At 60.7% G+C, this 16,457-nt stretch carries 15 protein-coding genes; 8 read left to right on the plus strand and 7 right to left on the minus strand.

The annotated features are described in order from the left end of the window. Positions 1-14: 14 nt before the first annotated feature. The 7 genes from ACMYUN_RS13575 to ACMYUN_RS13605 all read left to right on the plus strand — a co-directional run bounded on the left by ACMYUN_RS13575 (position 15) and on the right by ACMYUN_RS13605 (position 6,757). On the plus strand, positions 15-1,208 hold the full coding sequence (locus tag ACMYUN_RS13575; RefSeq protein ID WP_415760866.1) for an SfnB family sulfur acquisition oxidoreductase: 1,194 nt from the start codon (positions 15-17) through the stop codon (positions 1,206-1,208). Further along, entirely contained in the window at positions 1,208-2,599 is a 1,392-nt protein-coding gene (locus ACMYUN_RS13580; RefSeq protein WP_415760867.1) for an LLM class flavin-dependent oxidoreductase, read from the plus strand. The genes ACMYUN_RS13575 and ACMYUN_RS13580 overlap by 1 nt, the downstream gene beginning before the upstream one ends. 85 nt (positions 2,600-2,684) lie before the next feature. Beyond that, on the plus strand, positions 2,685-3,494 hold the full coding sequence (locus ACMYUN_RS13585) for a MetQ/NlpA family ABC transporter substrate-binding protein (protein WP_415760868.1): 810 nt from the start codon (positions 2,685-2,687) through the stop codon (positions 3,492-3,494). Between the two features lie 2 nt (positions 3,495-3,496). After that, positions 3,497-4,618 (plus strand): methionine ABC transporter ATP-binding protein, encoded by a 1,122-nt coding sequence (locus tag ACMYUN_RS13590; RefSeq protein WP_415760869.1) that lies wholly within the window; start codon positions 3,497-3,499, stop codon positions 4,616-4,618. Next, positions 4,608-5,252: a methionine ABC transporter permease gene (locus tag ACMYUN_RS13595; RefSeq protein ID WP_039756400.1), complete on the plus strand. Its 645-nt coding sequence runs from the start codon at positions 4,608-4,610 to the stop codon at positions 5,250-5,252. The genes ACMYUN_RS13590 and ACMYUN_RS13595 overlap by 11 nt, the downstream gene beginning before the upstream one ends. Positions 5,253-5,664: 412 nt before the next feature. Beyond that, positions 5,665-6,021, plus strand: a complete 357-nt coding sequence (locus ACMYUN_RS13600; protein ID WP_039756398.1) for a DUF6124 family protein — start codon at positions 5,665-5,667, stop codon at positions 6,019-6,021. Between the two features lie 106 nt (positions 6,022-6,127). Further along, positions 6,128-6,757 carry a class I SAM-dependent methyltransferase gene (locus tag ACMYUN_RS13605; RefSeq protein WP_415760870.1) on the plus strand — a complete coding sequence of 210 codons (630 nt, stop codon included), beginning with the start codon at positions 6,128-6,130 and terminating at the stop codon, positions 6,755-6,757. Positions 6,758-6,847: 90 nt separating this feature from the next. On the opposite strand, the gene ACMYUN_RS13610 is transcribed toward ACMYUN_RS13605, so the two are convergent. From ACMYUN_RS13610 to ACMYUN_RS13620, 3 genes are read right to left on the minus strand one after another with little or no spacing between them, the layout of a single operon-like run. Further along, positions 6,848-9,901 (minus strand): efflux RND transporter permease subunit, encoded by a 3,054-nt coding sequence (locus tag ACMYUN_RS13610; RefSeq protein ID WP_415760871.1) that lies wholly within the window; start codon positions 9,899-9,901, stop codon positions 6,848-6,850. Next, positions 9,898-10,962, minus strand: a complete 1,065-nt coding sequence (locus tag ACMYUN_RS13615) for an efflux RND transporter periplasmic adaptor subunit (RefSeq protein ID WP_039756393.1) — start codon at positions 10,960-10,962, stop codon at positions 9,898-9,900. The genes ACMYUN_RS13610 and ACMYUN_RS13615 overlap by 4 nt, the downstream gene beginning before the upstream one ends. After that, positions 10,959-12,062: an efflux RND transporter periplasmic adaptor subunit gene (locus ACMYUN_RS13620; RefSeq protein WP_039756391.1), complete on the minus strand. Its 1,104-nt coding sequence runs from the start codon at positions 12,060-12,062 to the stop codon at positions 10,959-10,961. Before ACMYUN_RS13620 ends, ACMYUN_RS13615 begins: the two co-directional genes overlap by 4 nt. 124 nt (positions 12,063-12,186) lie before the next feature. Between ACMYUN_RS13620 and ACMYUN_RS13625 the strand changes: the two genes are divergently transcribed. Then, positions 12,187-13,347, plus strand: coding sequence for an AAA family ATPase (locus tag ACMYUN_RS13625; RefSeq protein ID WP_415760872.1), 1,161 nt, complete (start codon positions 12,187-12,189; stop codon positions 13,345-13,347). Between the two features lie 47 nt (positions 13,348-13,394). On the opposite strand, the gene ACMYUN_RS13630 is transcribed toward ACMYUN_RS13625, so the two are convergent. The 4 genes from ACMYUN_RS13630 to ACMYUN_RS13645 are packed head-to-tail and all read right to left on the minus strand — an operon-like array spanning position 13,395 to position 16,348. Further along, positions 13,395-14,267 (minus strand): transporter substrate-binding domain-containing protein, encoded by an 873-nt coding sequence (locus ACMYUN_RS13630; protein WP_415760873.1) that lies wholly within the window; start codon positions 14,265-14,267, stop codon positions 13,395-13,397. Then, positions 14,264-15,046 (minus strand): amino acid ABC transporter ATP-binding protein, encoded by a 783-nt coding sequence (locus tag ACMYUN_RS13635; RefSeq protein ID WP_415760874.1) that lies wholly within the window; start codon positions 15,044-15,046, stop codon positions 14,264-14,266. Before ACMYUN_RS13635 ends, ACMYUN_RS13630 begins: the two co-directional genes overlap by 4 nt. Next, complete coding sequence (locus ACMYUN_RS13640) at positions 15,043-15,702, minus strand: amino acid ABC transporter permease (RefSeq protein ID WP_039756385.1); 660 nt, start codon at positions 15,700-15,702, stop codon at positions 15,043-15,045. Before ACMYUN_RS13640 ends, ACMYUN_RS13635 begins: the two co-directional genes overlap by 4 nt. Continuing rightward, the gene (locus ACMYUN_RS13645) at positions 15,683-16,348 is read right to left on the minus strand and encodes an amino acid ABC transporter permease (protein ID WP_415760875.1); all 666 of its coding nucleotides are present in this window, start codon (positions 16,346-16,348) and stop codon (positions 15,683-15,685) included. The genes ACMYUN_RS13640 and ACMYUN_RS13645 overlap by 20 nt, the downstream gene beginning before the upstream one ends. Positions 16,349-16,457 lie beyond the last annotated feature (109 nt).

Consider the following 16,457-nt stretch of genomic DNA (forward strand, 5'->3'; position numbering starts at 1 on the left):
TCTGGAGGAAAAACATGACGCTTTCCCATCACGTCGCGGTCATCACCAGCGATGAGCAAGCCCTGATCGTTGCCAGCGATCTGGCCGAAGACTTCAAACGCGACAGCGCGATCCGCGACCGCGAACGCCGCCTGCCATTGGCAGAGCTGGAAGTGTTTTCCCGCTCCGGCCTGTGGGGCATCAGCGTGCCGAAAGAATACGGCGGCGCGGGCGTATCCAATGTCACCCTGGCCAAAGTCATCGCGCTGATCGCCCAGGCCGACGGCTCGCTCGGGCAGATTCCGCAGAACCATTTCTACGCACTGGAAGTGCTGCGCGTGAATGGCAGCGACGAACAGAAACAGCGGCTGTACGCCGAGGTGCTCGCAGGCCAACGCTTCGGCAATGCGCTGGCGGAACTGGGCACCAAAACCGCTCACGACCGCGTCACTAGTCTCAAACGCGACGGCGCTGGTTATCGCATCAACGGTCGCAAGTTCTACTCGACCGGGGCGATTTACGCGCAGCGCATTCCAACGTCGGTGGTCGATGAAAACGGCGTACAGCAACTGGCCTTCGTCCCGCGCGAAAGCAAGGGCCTGACGGTGATCGACGACTGGAGCGGCTTCGGCCAGCGCACCACCGGCAGCGGCTCGGTAGTGTTCGAAGATGTGTATGTAGCGGCGGAAGACGTGATGCCGTTCCAGAGCGCTTTCGAGCGCCCGACCCCGGTCGGCCCGCTGGCGCAGATTCTCCACGCCGCCATCGACACCGGCATCGCCCGCGCCGCTTACGAAGACGCCCTGCATTTCGTGCGCAGCAAGACCCGCCCATGGATCGATTCCGGCAACGACAAAGCCACCGAAGACCCGCTGACGTTGAAAAGCTTCGGCCACCTGAGCATCCGCCTGCATGCCACCGAAGCCTTGCTCGAACGTGCCGGCGAATTTCTTGATGCCGCGCAAGCCGAAACCAACGCCGAAACCGTCGCCGCCGCCTCGATCGCGGTCGCCGAAGCGCGAGCGATCAGCACAGAAATCTCCCTCGCCGCTGGCAGCACGCTGTTCGAACTCGCCGGCAGCCAGGCCACCCTGAGCGAGCACGGCCTCGACCGCCACTGGCGCAACGCTCGCGTGCACACCCTGCACGACCCGGTGCGCTGGAAATATCACGCAGTAGGCAATTACTACCTCAACAATGAAAACCCTCCGCTGCGGGGGACGATCTGATGAGCGCTGCGAAAAAGAAGATTCTGCTCAACGCGTTCAACATGAACTGCATCGGCCATATCAATCATGGCCTGTGGACGCATCCGCGCGACACCTCGACCCGCTACAACACGATCGAGTACTGGACCGAACTGGCGCAGTTGCTTGAGCGCGGTCTGTTCGATGGCTTGTTCATCGCTGATATCGTCGGCGTCTACGACGTCTACCAGAACTCGGTGGACGTCACGCTGAAAGAGTCAATTCAGTTGCCGGTCAACGATCCGCTGCTGCTGGTTTCAGCAATGGCCGCTGTCACCAAAAACCTCGGCTTTGGCCTGACGGCCAATCTCACTTACGAACCGCCGTATCTGTTCGCCCGGCGCATGTCGACGCTCGATCATCTGAGTCGCGGACGAGTCGGCTGGAACATCGTCACCGGATACCTGGACAGCGCCGCCAAGGCCATGGGTCTGCGCGAACAGGTCGAACATGACCGCCGCTACGACCAGGCCGAAGAGTATCTGCAGGTGTTGTACAAGCTTTGGGAAGGCAGTTGGGAGAACGACGCGGTGCTCAACGACCGCGAGCGGCGCATCTATGCGCAACCGGAAAAAGTGCACAAGGTCGAGCACCAGGGCGAGTTCTATCAGGTCGAGGGCTACCACCTCTGCGAACCTTCGCCACAGCGTACGCCGGTGCTGTTTCAAGCCGGCAGTTCCGACCGCGGCTTGATATTCGCCGGGCGTCATGCCGAGTGCGTATTCATCAGTGGCCAGAACAAACCGTCGACCAAAGTACAGGTCGACAAGGTCCGCGCCAGTGCCGTCGAGGCCGGGCGTAACCCTGAAGACATCAAGGTGTTCATGGGCCTCAACGTCATCGTCGGCGCCACTGAAGAGGCGGCGTGGGCCAAGCATGCCGAGTACCTCAGCTACGCCAGTGCCGAGGCCGGCGTGGCGCATTTTTCCGCCTCCACCGGCATCGACTTTGCCCAGTACGAAATCGATGAGCCGATCCAGTACGTGAAGAGCAACGCCATTCAATCGGCAACGAAAAACCTGCAGAACAACGACTGGACCCGACGCAAATTGCTTGACCAGCACGCCCTCGGTGGCCGTTACATCACCGTGGTTGGCTCGCCCGAGCAAGTGGCGAATGAGCTGGAAGCGTGGATCGCCGAAACCGGTCTGGACGGCTTCAACCTGACCCGCATCGTTACCCCGGAAAGCTATGTCGATTTCATCGAACTGGTGATTCCCGAACTGCAGCGACGCGGCTCGTACAAGACCGCATATGACGGCGGCACGCTGCGCGAGAAGCTGTTTCACGCTGGGCCACAGCTGCCTGAGCAACACAGTGGATCTTCGTACAGGCATCAGAAGCTTCGCGAGCAGGCTCGCTCCCACATTTGAAATGCGTACCCCTGTGGGAGCGAGCCTGCTCGCGAAGAGGCCCTCCCCGGCACCACAAACTCATGCACTGACTGGAAAAACCATCATGACCAAAAAAATCCTGTCCCACCCAGTCAAAGCACTGGCCCTGGCCTTCGGCCTGTTCAGCTCGGCAGTGTTCGCTGCCGATGCGCCGCTGAAAATCGGCACCACTGCCGCGTTTGCGATTCCGCTGGAAGCCGCCGTCGATGAGGCCTCCAAACAGGGCTTGAAAGTCGAGCTGGTGGAATTCACCGACTGGATCGCGCCCAACGTCAGCCTCGCCGCTGGCGACATCGACGTGAATTACTTCCAGCACATTCCGTTTCTGGAAAACGCCAAGGCCGCCTCCGGTTTCGACCTGGTGCCGTTCGCCCCGGGAATCATCAACAACGTCGGTCTGTATTCGAAGAAATACAAAAGCTTCGATGAACTGCCCGAAGGCGCCAGCGTGGCCATCGCCAATGACCCGATCAACAGCGGTCGCGGTCTGCAATTGCTCGCCAAGGCCGGGTTGATCACCCTGAAACCGGGCGTCGGCTACAAAGCCACCGAGGACGATATCGTCGCCAATCCGAAGAAGATCAAGATCCTGCAGGTCGAAGCCGTGCAGCTGGTGCGCGCCTATGACGACGCCGATCTGGTCCAGGGTTATCCAGCTTATATTCGCTTGGCGAAGACCTTCGATGCCGGCTCGGCGCTGCTGTTTGACGGTCTCGATCACAAGGAATACGTGATCCAGTTCGTCATCCAGCCGAAGAGCAAAACCGACCCGCGCCTGATCAAGTTCGTCGACATCTATCAGCATTCGCCGGCCGTTCGCGCGGCACTGGACAAGGCCCACGGCAAGCTCTATCAGGCCGGTTGGGAGAGCTGAGCATGACTGCGGCGATCCAACGGCGACTGGAGCTTCCAGAGCCACACACTGCTGAAAAAACCGAGCTGCATCCCGGGTTGAATCGCGCTCACGTACGCTTTATTGGCGTGGGCAAAACCTACAACGGTCGGCAAGGTCCGGTCGCGGCTTTGCAGGGCATCGACCTGGCGATTCAGCGTGGTGAAGTGTTTGGCATCATCGGCCGCAGCGGCGCCGGCAAGTCGTCGTTGATTCGTACGATCAATCGCTTGGAACAGCCAACGTCGGGGCGGGTGTTGATCGATCAGGTCGATATCGGCGAGTTCGATGAAAACCGCCTCGTCGCTCTGCGCCGGCGTATCGGCATGATCTTCCAGCACTTCAATCTGATGTCGGCCAAGACCGTCTGGCAGAACGTCGAGTTGCCGCTGAAAGTCGCCGGCGTGCCCAAGGAACAGCGCGACAACAAGGTTCGCGAACTGCTCGAACTGGTCGGCCTGCAAGGCAAGCACAAGGCGTACCCGGCGCAACTCTCCGGCGGACAGAAACAGCGTGTCGGCATCGCCCGCGCGCTGGTGCATGACCCAGACATCCTGCTCTGCGATGAAGCGACATCGGCGCTCGACCCGGAAACCACGCAGTCGATCCTCGGCCTGCTGCGCGAGATCAACAAACGCCTGGGCCTGACCATTGTGCTGATCACTCACGAAATGGCGGTGATTCGCGAGATCTGCGATCGCGTCGTCGTGCTCGAACACGGCCATGTGGTCGAGCAAGGCCCGGTGTGGCAAGTGTTCGGCAATCCGCAACACGCAGTCAGCCAGACCCTGCTCGCACCGCTGCAACACGCCTTGCCGGAAGAATTGCAAAGCCGTTTGCAGGCGCAATCCACGGCGTCAGATGCCGCTGTGGTGTTGCGTTTGCAGTTCACCGGCAGTGCCGCTGATGAGCCGGATCTGGCCGCATTGTTTGCGGCGTTGGGTGGCCGAGTGAAGCTGCTTCAGGGCGGCGTGGAAAGGATTCAGGGGCATGCGCTGGGGCAGCTTTTACTGGCCGTCAGCGGCTCGGCGTTCAGCGCCGAGCAATTGCTCGAACGCGCCGGGCAATGGGCGCAACGAGTGGAGGTATTGGGCTATGTGGTTTGATCGCTTGCTGCAGGGTTTTATCGACACCTTCCTGATGGTGGGCGTGTCGTCGCTGATCGCGCTGCTGGTGGGGATTCCCATGGCGGTGATTCTGGTCACCAGCGACAAGGGCGGGATCTACGAAGCGCCGCTGTTGAACCGTGCGCTGGGCGCCTTCGTCAATCTGTTCCGCTCGATCCCGTTCCTGATTCTGATGGTCGCGCTGATTCCGTTCACCCGCCTGATCGTCGGCACCACCTACGGCGTGTGGGCCGCGGTGGTTCCGCTGACAATCGCCGCAACACCCTTCTTCGCGCGGATCGCCGAAGTGAGTTTGCGTGAGGTCGATCATGGCCTGATCGAAGCCGCGCAGGCCATGGGCTGCCGGCGCTGGCATATCGTCTGGCATGTGCTGTTGCCCGAGGCGCTGCCGGGAATTGTCGGGGGTTTCACCATTACGCTGGTGACAATGATCAATTCGTCGGCGATGGCTGGCGCGATTGGTGCCGGTGGGTTGGGGGATATCGCTTATCGCTACGGCTATCAGCGTTTCGACAGCCAGATCATGTTGACGGTGATTGTCTTGCTGGTGGCGTTGGTGGCGGTGATTCAGTTGGGTGGCGACAGGCTGGCGCGAGGGCTGAATAAGCGCTAAGGTCGATAGCGGCAGGTGGCCATCAACCAGCCCCATGTGATCGCACTATTTTCGGCATCGCCCTTAGTGAAAATCAGATGTCTCCTACACGGTTTTTAGCGTTTCGCCAGCCCGAACCACGCGGGTTTGCAGGACGATTCCTAGAATAATTTGCCTGCTTGTACCCGAAATATCCGGTAGCTAATCTCCGGTCGTCACTGTTTTGCGGTGACCGGATTCAGTTGTCCGGATTCGCTGGGCGTACAGTCAGGCCTGACCTCGGCAGAGGCTTTAGCTGTCCGATGTTGGCTGTGTGCAGGGCACTTTCGGGTGCATCGATAACCGGCGGCCGGCGACTGATCTGCGTGCAGCCGCCGTCCTGCTCGTTTAGTCGCGAAATGGTTGGCTCCCACTTGATGTCAGGAGTTTACCCATGGAAAAAAATCTCACCGATCCGCCACTCAGCCTTACTTCCAGCAAGCGGTTCACCGAGGATTTGCTCAAGGATCGCTCTGCATTGTGCCGCGCCGTTGACTCGCATCTGGCCGGCACTCAGGTCACGTTGGCGGGACAGAAACGCGTCTACAGCATCAGCGAAGATGTGACGCTGGAGGACGCCCAATTATATGTCGCCGACCTGTTGCGCTGCGCATCGGTGACCGTCCATCAATGCGGTGACCAGCTCGGGGGCGCGGATCGGGCCATGGTGTTCTCGGTCTGGCACCTGCTGGAAATGGCCAAGGCGATGATGGACCGTTCGATCGATTGCCTGGGGGCGAAGCAGCACTGACGCCCCGGCACCCATCGCCGCCTGCGCTGGCGCCAGCGCAGGCGGCGTTTTTTTGCCGGTGAAAAAGCTTATAGTCCGACCTCACATTGCCAATACAGCATCGATCATGAAGCAGACGCCCAGCGACCTCGAACAGATCACCGCCACTACCCTCGGTCACTACAACTCGGTGGCCGAGGATTTCCGTGAAGGCACTCGCGACCACGATGTCAGCCAGAACATCGGGGCCCTGCTACGGCACATTCACGGTGAAGCGCCTTTCACGATTCTTGATTTCGGCTGCGGGCCGGGCCGGGATTTGCAAACCTTCACGCGCATGGGCCACGTCGCGATCGGCCTCGATGGCTCACAGGAATTCGCGCGCATGGCCCGCGAGGACAGCGGTTGCGAAGTCTGGCAGCAGGACTTTCTCAAGCTTGATCTGCCGGCCGAGCGCTTCGACGGGGTCTTTGCCAATGCGGTGCTGTTTCATGTGCCGTTGCAGGTGTTGCCGCAAGTGCTACGGCAACTGCACGGCACCTTGAAACCAGGTGGCGTGCTGTTCAGTTCCAATCCGCGCGGGGACAACCGTGAAGGCTGGAACGGGCCGCGATACGGCTCGTATCACGATCTGGAAGCCTGGCGCGGGTTGCTGACGGCGGCAGGTTTTGTCGAACTTGAGCATTACTACCGCCCCGCCGGGTTGCCGCGTGAGCAGCAGCCATGGCTGGCGAGCGTGTGGCGTCGAGTTGATTGAAGATCAAAAGATCGCAGCCTTCGGCAGCTCCTACGCTGGAATGCGTTTCCCTGTAGGGGCTGCCGTTGGCTGCGATCTCTGGTTCTTGCTTCAGGAAGATTCTTTTTCAGGCTCGCGAATCTTGTACCAGGCCACATACAGCGCCGGCAGAAACAGCAGCGTCAACAGCGTCGCCACCACGATGCCGCCAATCATTGCGTAGGCCATCGGCCCCCAGAACACTTCGCGGGCAATCGGGATCATGCCCATGCTCGCCGCCGCTGCGGTCAGCAGGATCGGCCGGCGTCGGTGTTCGGTGGCTTCGACCACCGCGTCCCATGGCGCGTAGCCTTTCTGCTCGAACTCATCAATCTGCGTCACCAGAATCACCGAGTTGCGGATGATGATACCGATCAGCGCGAGAATCCCGAGGATCGCCACAAAGCCCATCGGCGTGCCGGTCGGCACCAGCGCCAGGACCACGCCGATCAGCCCCAGCGGCGCGACACTGGCGACCAGGAACATCTTCTGCACGCTGTGCAACTGGATCATCAGGAACGTCGCCATGAGGAACAGCATCAGCGGCAGCACCTTGGCAATCGGCCCCTGGGCCTTGCCGCTTTCCTCGACCGTACCGCCGGTGGCGACCTTGTAGCCGACCGGCAGTTTCGAGGCAAAAGCATCGATTGAGGGCTTGAGCAGTTTCACCAGATCGGTCGGCTGAATCTCGTCGCGCACCGAGGCCTTGATGGTGATGGTCGGCAAGCGATCGCGACGCCACACCAGCGGCTGCTCCAGTTCATAGCGCACGGTGGCGAACGCCAGCAGCGGAATCGAGGTGCCGCTCGGCGTAACGATCTGCAGGTTCTGCAGGGTTTCCGGGGTGCCGCGTTCGGAGTCCACCGCGCGACCGACCACATTGATGAGGTAGATGTCGTCATCGACCTGGGTCAACGGCGAACCGCTGACAATGCTGTTCATCAAATTCGCCACGTCTTCGGAGGACAACCCGAGTTGCCGCGCCTTGTCCTGAGCGATGTCGATGCGCAGGACTTTGCCGGGCTCGTTCCAGTCGTAAATGATCTCGCCGATGTGCGGGTTCTTGTCCAGCTCGGTTGCCAGATCGATGGCGTGTTTGCGTACCTGATCGACATCTTTGCCGCTGACCCGATACTGAATCGGACGCCCCACTGGCGGGCCCATTTCCAGGGCCTGCACGTAGCTGCCGATGCCGACGAAGTCTTTGTGCAGGCGCTCGCGCAAGCGCTGACTCAGGGCCTCGCGGGCTTCGAAATCCTTACTGACGATCACCAGTTGCGCGTAGTACGGGTTTTGCAATTGCTGGTCCAGCGGCAGGTAGAAACGGATCGCGCCCTGACCGATATAGGTGCTCCAGCGCACGATGTCCGGATCGCCCTTGAGGGTCGCTTCGAGCTTGTCCACCGCTTTGCGGGTTTCATCGATCGAGGCGTTTTGTGGCAGGTTCAGGTCGACCAGGATTTCCGGGCGGTCGGATGCCGGGAAGAACTGGTTCTGCACGAAACGCATGCAGAACACCGCCAGCACGAACAACAGCACGGTGACGCCGATCGCCCACCAGCGATTGCGCATGGCCCATAGAAGCCCGCCGTTGAACGCCCGGCCGACGCGACCCGGCTCGGCGTCATGGGCCTTCACCTTGTCGCTGAGGATGTGTACGCCAATCACCGGCGCGAAGAACACCGCCACCACCCACGAGACGATCATCGCCACGGCGATCACTGCAAACAGCGTGAAGGTGTATTCACCCGCCGAACTGGCGTTGAGGCCGATAGGCACGAAACCGGCGACGGTCACCAGCGTACCGGTGAGCATCGGGAACGCCGTCGAGGTGTAGGCGAACGTCGCCGCCTGCTCCTTGCTCTCGCCCATTTCCAGGCGCGTAACCATCATTTCCACGGTGATCATCGCGTCGTCCACCAGCAGACCGAGGGCGATGATCAGCGCGCCGAGGGAAATCCGCTGCATGGTGATGCCGCTGTATTCCATGAACACAAAGACCATCGCCAGCACCAGCGGAATCGAGCAGGCCACCACCAGACCAGCGCGCACGCCGAGGCTGATGAAACTCACCACCAGCACGATGATGACCGCTTCGAACAGCGCGCTGGTGAAACCGCCGACGGCCTCTTCCACCACCACCGCCTGATCGGAAACCGTATGCACACCGACCCCAACCGGCAAGTCAGCGGTGAGCTGGTCGATGCGCTCGTGCAGTGCTTTGCCGAATTCCTGAACGTTGCCGCCCTTCTGCATGGCAATCGCCAGGCCGATTGCCGGTTTGCCGTCGAAACGGAATTCCGGCGTCGCCGGGTCGACGTAGCCACGGCTGATGTCAGCAATGTCGGCGAGGCGATAGAAACGGTCATTGAGTTTGAGATTGACCTCAGCCAGGTCTTTCTCCGAAGCGAATTGCCCCGATGTGCGCACGGAAATCCGTTCAGGTCCCGCCTCGATCACCCCGGCCGGGGTCACGGCGTTCTGCGATTGCAGGCTCTGCACCACCTGACGCTGATCGATGCCCAGCGCGGCCAGTTTGCGGGTGGAGAAATTCAGGTAAATCGTTTCGTCCTGCTGGCCGACCATTTCGATCTTGCCCAGCCCCGGCACGTTGCGGATTTCTGCGCGCGCCTGCTCCACATAATCGCGCAACTGGCGCATGGTCAGGCCGTCGGCGGTGAAGGCGTAGACCGAGCCGTACACGTCGCCGAATTCATCGTTGAATCCCGGCCCCTGAATGCCCTGGGGAAACTGGCCGCGAATGTCGTCGATCTTCTTGCGCACCTGGTACCAGATTTCCGGGATGTCCTTGGCGCTGGTGGTGTCGCGCAGATACACGTACACCGTCGATTCGCCGGGGCGCGTGTAGCTTTTCACGTAGTCGAGGGAATCGAGCTCTTCGAGTTTTTTCTCGATGCGGTCGGTGACCTGCTTGAGGGTTTCTTCCTGGGTCGCGCCCGGCCATTTGGTCTGGATCACCATGGTTTTGATGGTGAACGACGGGTCTTCTTCGCGGCCCAGATTGAAGTAGGAGAAAACACCCATCAGCAACCCGACAAACATCAGGTACCACACGAAAGACTGGTGCTTGAGGGCCCATTCGGAGAGGTTGAAAGAGCCTTTCATTGACTGTCCTCGTCAAGTTTTACCGATTGTCCGGGTTTGAGACTGTTGACGCCGGCGCTGACCACGCGCTCGCCGTTTTGCACACCGCCGGCCAGCACCACGCTGTTGTCGCCACGGCTGACCACGCTGACGTCGCGGGGGTTTACGGTTTTGTTCTGCGTGTCGATCACCCAGATTCGGGTTTTGCCATCGACTTCCTGCAACGCAGTCAGCGGCAGTTCGATGCGCGGCTTGATTGCCGAGCTGAGGGTCACGCTAATCGCGGTGCCGAGGCGGAAACCGTCCGGCGTATCCGACAGGGTCAGGCGTGCGCGGCGGGTGCGCGTGGCGCTTTGAGCCTGGGGTTCGATCTCGCGGATGATTGCCGTGGTGTTGATGCTCGGGTCGAGTTGCGCAGCCACCGAGAACACCACGTCGCTGGGCAACTGATCGACCAGGGTATCGGGCAAATCGATCACCGCTTCCTTGATGTCCGGTTGCGCCAGCGTCACCACTTGTTGCCCGGCCGTCACCACTTGCCCGGCCTCGGCGTTCCACGCGGTGACCACGGCTTTGTGATCAGAGCGTAGCTCGGTGTAGCTCAACTGATCCTTGCTCTGGCTGACCGCTGCACGGGCCTGATCGAGCGAAGCCTGGGTGGTTTTCAGGTCCGTGTTGGCAACGTCCAGTTGCGCCTGCGCACCGACGCCGCGATCAAACAGCGCTTGCTGCCGACGTGCATTGGCCTGGGCGTTGATCAGTTGCGCCTGGATCCTCGCCAGATCGCCCTGGGCCGAACGCAACTGGTTCTGCTGATCGGACGGATCGAGGGTGGCGAGCAGGGTGCCCTTCTGCACCTCGGCGCCGACATCGACGTTACGGCTGGCGATGCGTCCGCCGACGCGGAAACCGGTGTTGCTTTCATAGCGCGCCTGAATGCTCCCCGCAAAGCGCCCGAGGCTTTCTTCATTCAGCGCTTTGACCGTGACCGACAGCACCGGCCGTACCGGTTCCGGCGGCGTTTCCTTTTCCGAGCAGGCGCCCAGCAGCAGCGCCATGCACAACAGTCCCAGGCGCTTCATGGCTGCGCTCCCGGCTGCAGATCCTTGTAGGTGTTTTCGGCAATCTCGACTTTCATGCCGGGGTGCAGCAACTGACCGCCAGCGACGATGACTTTCTCACCGCCCTTGAGGCCTTCGCTGATGATCACTTTGCCGGTCAGGTAACGACCGACCGTGACGGTATGCAACTGCGCCTCACCCTTGTCATCGACCAGCCACACCGCCGGGTCGCTGATGTTTTTCGTCAGCGCCGACCAGGGCAATTCCACCGCCGATTTGCCGGTGCCCTTGGCGGTGGCACTGACCACCGAACCGAGCTGCATGCCCGGCGGCAGCTTGTCGAGGCTGACCTTGACCTGCACGGTGCCCGATTGCGCCGACACCGATGGCGTGATCTCACGCACGGTGCCGGTGGTTTTGATCTCGGGGTTGTCGAGCAGGCTGACCACGATCGAGCGATCGGACGGCCGCTCGGCCAGCAGCGATTCGTAGACATTGAACACCGCGTCGCGGTCGCCGTCGCGGGCGAGGCTGAAAATCGGCGCGGTGGCCTGCACCACCTGGCCGACTTCGGCCTGGCGTTCGGTGATCACGCCCGGCGCATCGGCGATCAGCGAGGTGTAGCTGAGCTGGTCCCTGGCGTTGGCCAATTGCGCCTGCGCCGCGCTCAATGCGCTCTGGCTGCTGCGTAGCGCCGCTTGCGCCGAATCGTATTCGCTCTGGCTGGTGTAGCCCTTGGGCAAGAGTTTTTGCTGACGCACGAAAGCGGCCGCCGCTTGTTTTACGCGGGCCTGTTCAGCGACGACCTGGGCTTGAGCGGAATCGACGTTGGTTTGCAGATCTTTCGGATCGAGTTTGGCCAGCACCTGTTTGGCGGTTACGCGGTCGCCGACATCGACCATGCGCTGGATGATCTTGCCGCCGACGCGGAACGACAATTGCGTCTGCACTCGCGCCTGCACATCACCGGTAAGGGTCACCGCGGCGGCGTAGTTGGCCGGCTCGACCTCTTGGACAAAAACCCGCGGCAGGTATTCCTGAGCAGGTTTCTTGTCGCCGCAAGCGGTGAGCAAAGTGAACAGACTCAGCATGACCGCTGTTTTCATTCCGGGACTTGCCATGCAGACTCCTTCCTGTGTACGAACGTGCAAGTGACGATACGACTGTGAGCTTAGAACAGGGTTCAACGTTCGCCTGAGCGATCACAACATTTCCGTGTGGAAGCTGCCGAAGAGAGGGAATTCCATGCTTCATACCTTGGCCGTGGCCAATTACCGCTCGATCAACAAACTGGTGATTCCGCTCGGGCGCCTGAACCTGATTACCGGGCCCAACGGCAGCGGCAAGTCCAACCTCTACCGCGCCTTGCGCCTGCTGGCCGAAACCGCGCAGGGCGGCGTGGTCAACGCGTTAGCGCGTGAAGGCGGGCTGGACTCCACGTTCTGGGCCGGACCGGAAACCATCAGTCGACGCATGCGCAACGGTGAGGTGGCGATCGAGCCGACCGTGCGCCATGGCGTGAAAAGGTTGCGCCTGGGATTCGCCGGCGAGAACTTCAGCTACGCCATCGGCCTGGGCCTGCCGGAGCCGAGCACTTCATGCTTTGCCCTCGACCCGGAAATCAAGCGTGAGTGCATCTGGGCCGGCCCGGTGTTTCGCCCGGCGAGCCTGCTGGTCGACCGCAACGGCCCGATGATCCGCGCCCGCGAAGGTCGCGCGTGGGATGTGCTGGCGCAACACACGCCGAACTTCGACAGCCTGTTCGATCAGGTCGGCAATCTGCGCAGCTCGCCGGAAGTGTTCCAGATGCGCGAATTCATCCGGCGCTGGCGCTTTTATGATCACTTTCGCAGCGATGCCGACGCGCCGGTGCGTCAGCCGCAACTGGGCACACGCACCCCCGTGCTGCACCACGACGGCCGCGATCTGGCGGCAGCCTTGCAAACGATTATCGAGATTGGCGATCCGCAAGCACTCACCGCAGCGGTCAGCGATGCCTTTCCCGGCGCGCGCCTGAACATTGCGCCGTTGGCCGGCGGCCGTTTCGCTATCGAGTTTTATCAGGAAGGCTTGTTGCGACCGCTGTCAGCGGCAGAACTGTCGGACGGCACCTTGCGTTATCTGCTGCTGATCGCCGCCCTGCTGACCCCACGACCGCCATCGCTGATGGTGCTCAACGAACCGGAAACCAGCCTGCACCCGGACCTGCTGCCGGCGCTGGCACGGCTGATCATCCGCGCTTCGGAGCAGTGTCAGGTGTGGGTGGTGTCGCACGCGCGGCGATTGATCTCGGCGTTGCAGGAAGACCCGGAATGCAATTGCATCGTGCTGGAGAAGACGCTGGGGCAGACCGGCATTGTCGGGCAGCGGGTGCTGGATGAGCCGGCGTGGCATTGGCCAGACTAGCCCATTCGATCGTTCCCACGCCCTGCGTGGGAACGATCAACAGGCAATCACCCCTGCCACTTGCCCCCTTCAACAATCACACTCTCAGGGCGGGTGTCATCGCTCAGCTCTTTGCGCACATATTGGTCATACAGCTTGAGCAGGTATTTCTCCTCGCCCAATTTGGCCAGCTCGCTGTTGACCCAGTCACGCAACTCGAGATTGCCCTTTTTCACGGCCGGCGCAATCGGCGCCTCGGCTCCGAGCTTTTCTTCAAGCACGCGATACCCCGGGTTCTGCTTGGCCCAGCTGAACAGCACCAGATTGTCCTGCGCATAGGCATCGCCACGACCATTGGCCAAGGCTTGCAGCGACTCGGAGTTCTTTTCGAACTTGAGCAGTTTCCAGTCCGGATGGTTTTTGGTCAGCCAGATATCCGCGGTGGTGCCGGTGGTGACAATCGTGGTGCGCGTCGCCAGATCATTGAGTTTCTTCACCGAACTGCCCTGCGGCACCAGTGCCTGCACGGCGACCTTGAGGTTCGGGTTGGTGAATTCCACCGCTTCCTTGCGCTCCGGGGTGACGGTCATGTTGGCGAGGATCAGGTCGACCTTGTCGCTCTGCAAAAACGGAATGCGACTGGCCGGCTCGACGGCAACAAACTCGACCTTGTTTTCATCGCCGAGCAGATCTTTGGCGAAGCGCCGGCCAATGTCGGTGTCGAAGCCAACGTAGCGCCCGGCCTCATCGACGAAACCGAACGGGGGCTTGTCGGTAAATACACCAACGATCAATTTGTCGCGGGCCTTGATCTTGTCCAGATAACCGGCGGGTGCGGCGCTTTCGCTGGCGACCTTCGGCTTTGGTGGCTCTTCGGTTTTACCGCAACCGGCAAGCAAGGCGAGGCTAAGCAGGGGCAATAACAAAGCGGCAGTTTTCATAGCAGTTCCAGTTCCTTTTTCGGATTCGTTTCTGGCGATGTGGCAACGAAGGAGAACTTCTCCAGAAACTGCTGCGCGCGTGCGGTTTGCGGGTTCGTAAAGAAAATCTCGGGTGGGGACTGTTCGAGGATGCGTCCGGCATCCATGAACACGATGCGGTCGGCCACCGCGCGGGCGAAGGCCATTTCGTGGGTGACGATCAATAAGGTCATGCCTTCGCGGGCCAGACCCTGAATGACTTGCAGTACTTCCTTGACCATTTCCGGGTCGAGGGCGGCGGTGACTTCGTCGAAGAGCATGACGCGGGGGTTCATGCACAGCGACCGAACAATGGCGATGCGTTGCTGCTGGCCGCCGGAGAGCTGACGCGGAAAGGCATCGCGCTTGTCCAGCAGGCCGACACGCTCAAGCAAGGCTTCGGCCTGCTGTTGTGCTTCGCGACGCTGGCGCTTCTGCACCTTGAGCGGGCCGAGCAGCAGATTGTCCAGGACGCTCATGTGCGGGAACAGGTGATAGCTCTGGAAGACCATGCCGATCTGCTGACGGATTTCGCGCCAGTCAGTGGCCTTGTCCAACAGCTCTCGGTCGAGGAATTTCAGGCTGCCGCTGTGGGCCTCTTCCAGACCATTGAGGCAACGCAGCAAAGTACTTTTGCCGCAACCGCTGGGTCCGAGAATGACCACCACTTCGCCGCTCTGTACTTGCAGATCGACGCCATTGAGCACCTGCTGGGCGCCATAGAATTTGTTGAAACCGTGAAACTCGATCAGTGCACTCATGCTTGCGTCCAGCGTCGCTCCAGCACGCGCGAAGCGGCCGAGAGCGGGTAGCAAATGAAAAAGAAAAACAGGAACAGCGCACCGTAAATCAGTACTGATTCGTAGGTGCGCTCGATGATCTGTTGGCCGACCTTGATCACATCGACGACGCCGATCAGCACCGCCAGCGAACTGGTCTTGATGATCCGCGTGTAGACGTTGATGGTCGGCGGCGTCATGCGCTTGAGTGCTTGCGGCAGCAGCACGTAGCCATACAGTTGCGCTGCATTGAGGCCGATCGACAGCCCCGCTTCACGCTGTCCGCGCGGCAACGAATGCAGCGCACCACGCGCTACCTCGCCAACCTCGCTGGCGCCCCACAGCGACAGCACCAGCACCGCGCACCAGAAACTTGGCAGGCTGAGTCCAAAGAAAATCGGCAGACCGAAGAACAGCAGGTACAACCAGACCAGTACCGGTATCGCCCGGAACAGCTCCAGATAGATGCGCAAAATCGCGTTCAGCCACGTTACGTTCAACGTGCGCAGGACACCGTAGAGCACACCGCCGACGGTGCTGATGGCGATGCTCAGAAATGAGATCGACAAGGTCTGACCGGCGCCTTTCGCCAGTTGCGGCAACGACACCCAAAGCAATTCAAGACCCGAACTGGCCATGCTGGAGCCTCCTTTCCAGACGGCTGAGCAACAGCGATAGCGGCAAGAACAGCAGCACGCAGATCAGCGTCAGCACGGCGAGCATTTCGTAGGTTTTGTAGTAGAGCGCGATATAGCTCTTGGTGGTGTAGAGGATTTCCGGCACCGCTACCGCCGAGACCACGGTGGTTTCCTTGAGCAGGAAAATGAAATTGGCGAACAGCGACGGCAAGCTGAGGATCCCCGCCTGCGGCAGGATCACGTAGCGCAGCAACTGGCCGTGAGACAGGCCAATCGACCGTCCGGATTCCAGTTGCGCCTGGGGTACCGCATCGACGCCGGCGCGCAGCACTTCGGTGAGATAGGCGCCGCCAAGGAAAGTCATGGTGATGATTGCCGCAGTGAAACCGGAAACCTGGATCGCCACTGCCGGCAACGCGAAGTAGACGAAGAACAGCTGAATCAGCAACGGCGTGTTGCGCGCCAGCTCTACATAAAGGCCGACCATTTTCTGTAGGTATGGCGTGCGAAACACCAGAATCGTCGCGTTGAGCAGCGCGACCAGCAGCGAAGTGCCGATGGCGATCAGTCCGACCTGCAGCGTCACGCCGACGGCTTTAAGAAAGGCCGGCAGAGTGCTGAGGATAAAGGCGTAGTCGAAAGTCATGAAGCGTCCTGACGCCGCAGGGTAAGCGGCGGTGATGCAATCCATGGACAGCGGGTACCTGTCCGGCAGGCACTGACTTTATAGGTATAAAAACAAGAATTTAAATACC

This window comes from Pseudomonas sp. CP4, assembly GCF_047758505.1.
GTDB lineage: Bacteria > Pseudomonadota > Gammaproteobacteria > Pseudomonadales > Pseudomonadaceae > Aquipseudomonas > Aquipseudomonas fluorescens_AO.

Bases quoted from the DNA above. Each gene is read 5' to 3' on its own strand.
- ACMYUN_RS13595 (WP_039756400.1), top strand. From the start codon at position 4,608: ATGTGGTTTGATCGCTTGCTGCAGGGTTTTATCGACACCTTCCTGATG.
- ACMYUN_RS13630 (WP_415760873.1), bottom strand. From the start codon at position 14,267: ATGAAAACTGCCGCTTTGTTATTGCCCCTGCTTAGCCTCGCCTTGCTT.
- ACMYUN_RS13590 (WP_415760869.1), top strand. From the start codon at position 3,497: ATGACTGCGGCGATCCAACGGCGACTGGAGCTTCCAGAGCCACACACT.
- ACMYUN_RS13640 (WP_039756385.1), bottom strand. From the start codon at position 15,702: ATGGCCAGTTCGGGTCTTGAATTGCTTTGGGTGTCGTTGCCGCAACTG.
- ACMYUN_RS13615 (WP_039756393.1), bottom strand. From the start codon at position 10,962: ATGAAGCGCCTGGGACTGTTGTGCATGGCGCTGCTGCTGGGCGCCTGC.
- ACMYUN_RS13575 (WP_415760866.1), top strand. From the start codon at position 15: ATGACGCTTTCCCATCACGTCGCGGTCATCACCAGCGATGAGCAAGCC.
- ACMYUN_RS13625 (WP_415760872.1), top strand. From the start codon at position 12,187: ATGCTTCATACCTTGGCCGTGGCCAATTACCGCTCGATCAACAAACTG.
- ACMYUN_RS13610 (WP_415760871.1), bottom strand. From the start codon at position 9,901: ATGAAAGGCTCTTTCAACCTCTCCGAATGGGCCCTCAAGCACCAGTCT.
- ACMYUN_RS13635 (WP_415760874.1), bottom strand. From the start codon at position 15,046: ATGAGTGCACTGATCGAGTTTCACGGTTTCAACAAATTCTATGGCGCC.
- ACMYUN_RS13620 (WP_039756391.1), bottom strand. From the start codon at position 12,062: ATGGCAAGTCCCGGAATGAAAACAGCGGTCATGCTGAGTCTGTTCACT.
- ACMYUN_RS13585 (WP_415760868.1), top strand. From the start codon at position 2,685: ATGACCAAAAAAATCCTGTCCCACCCAGTCAAAGCACTGGCCCTGGCC.
- ACMYUN_RS13645 (WP_415760875.1), bottom strand. From the start codon at position 16,348: ATGACTTTCGACTACGCCTTTATCCTCAGCACTCTGCCGGCCTTTCTT.
- ACMYUN_RS13580 (WP_415760867.1), top strand. From the start codon at position 1,208: ATGAGCGCTGCGAAAAAGAAGATTCTGCTCAACGCGTTCAACATGAAC.
- ACMYUN_RS13605 (WP_415760870.1), top strand. From the start codon at position 6,128: ATGAAGCAGACGCCCAGCGACCTCGAACAGATCACCGCCACTACCCTC.
- ACMYUN_RS13600 (WP_039756398.1), top strand. From the start codon at position 5,665: ATGGAAAAAAATCTCACCGATCCGCCACTCAGCCTTACTTCCAGCAAG.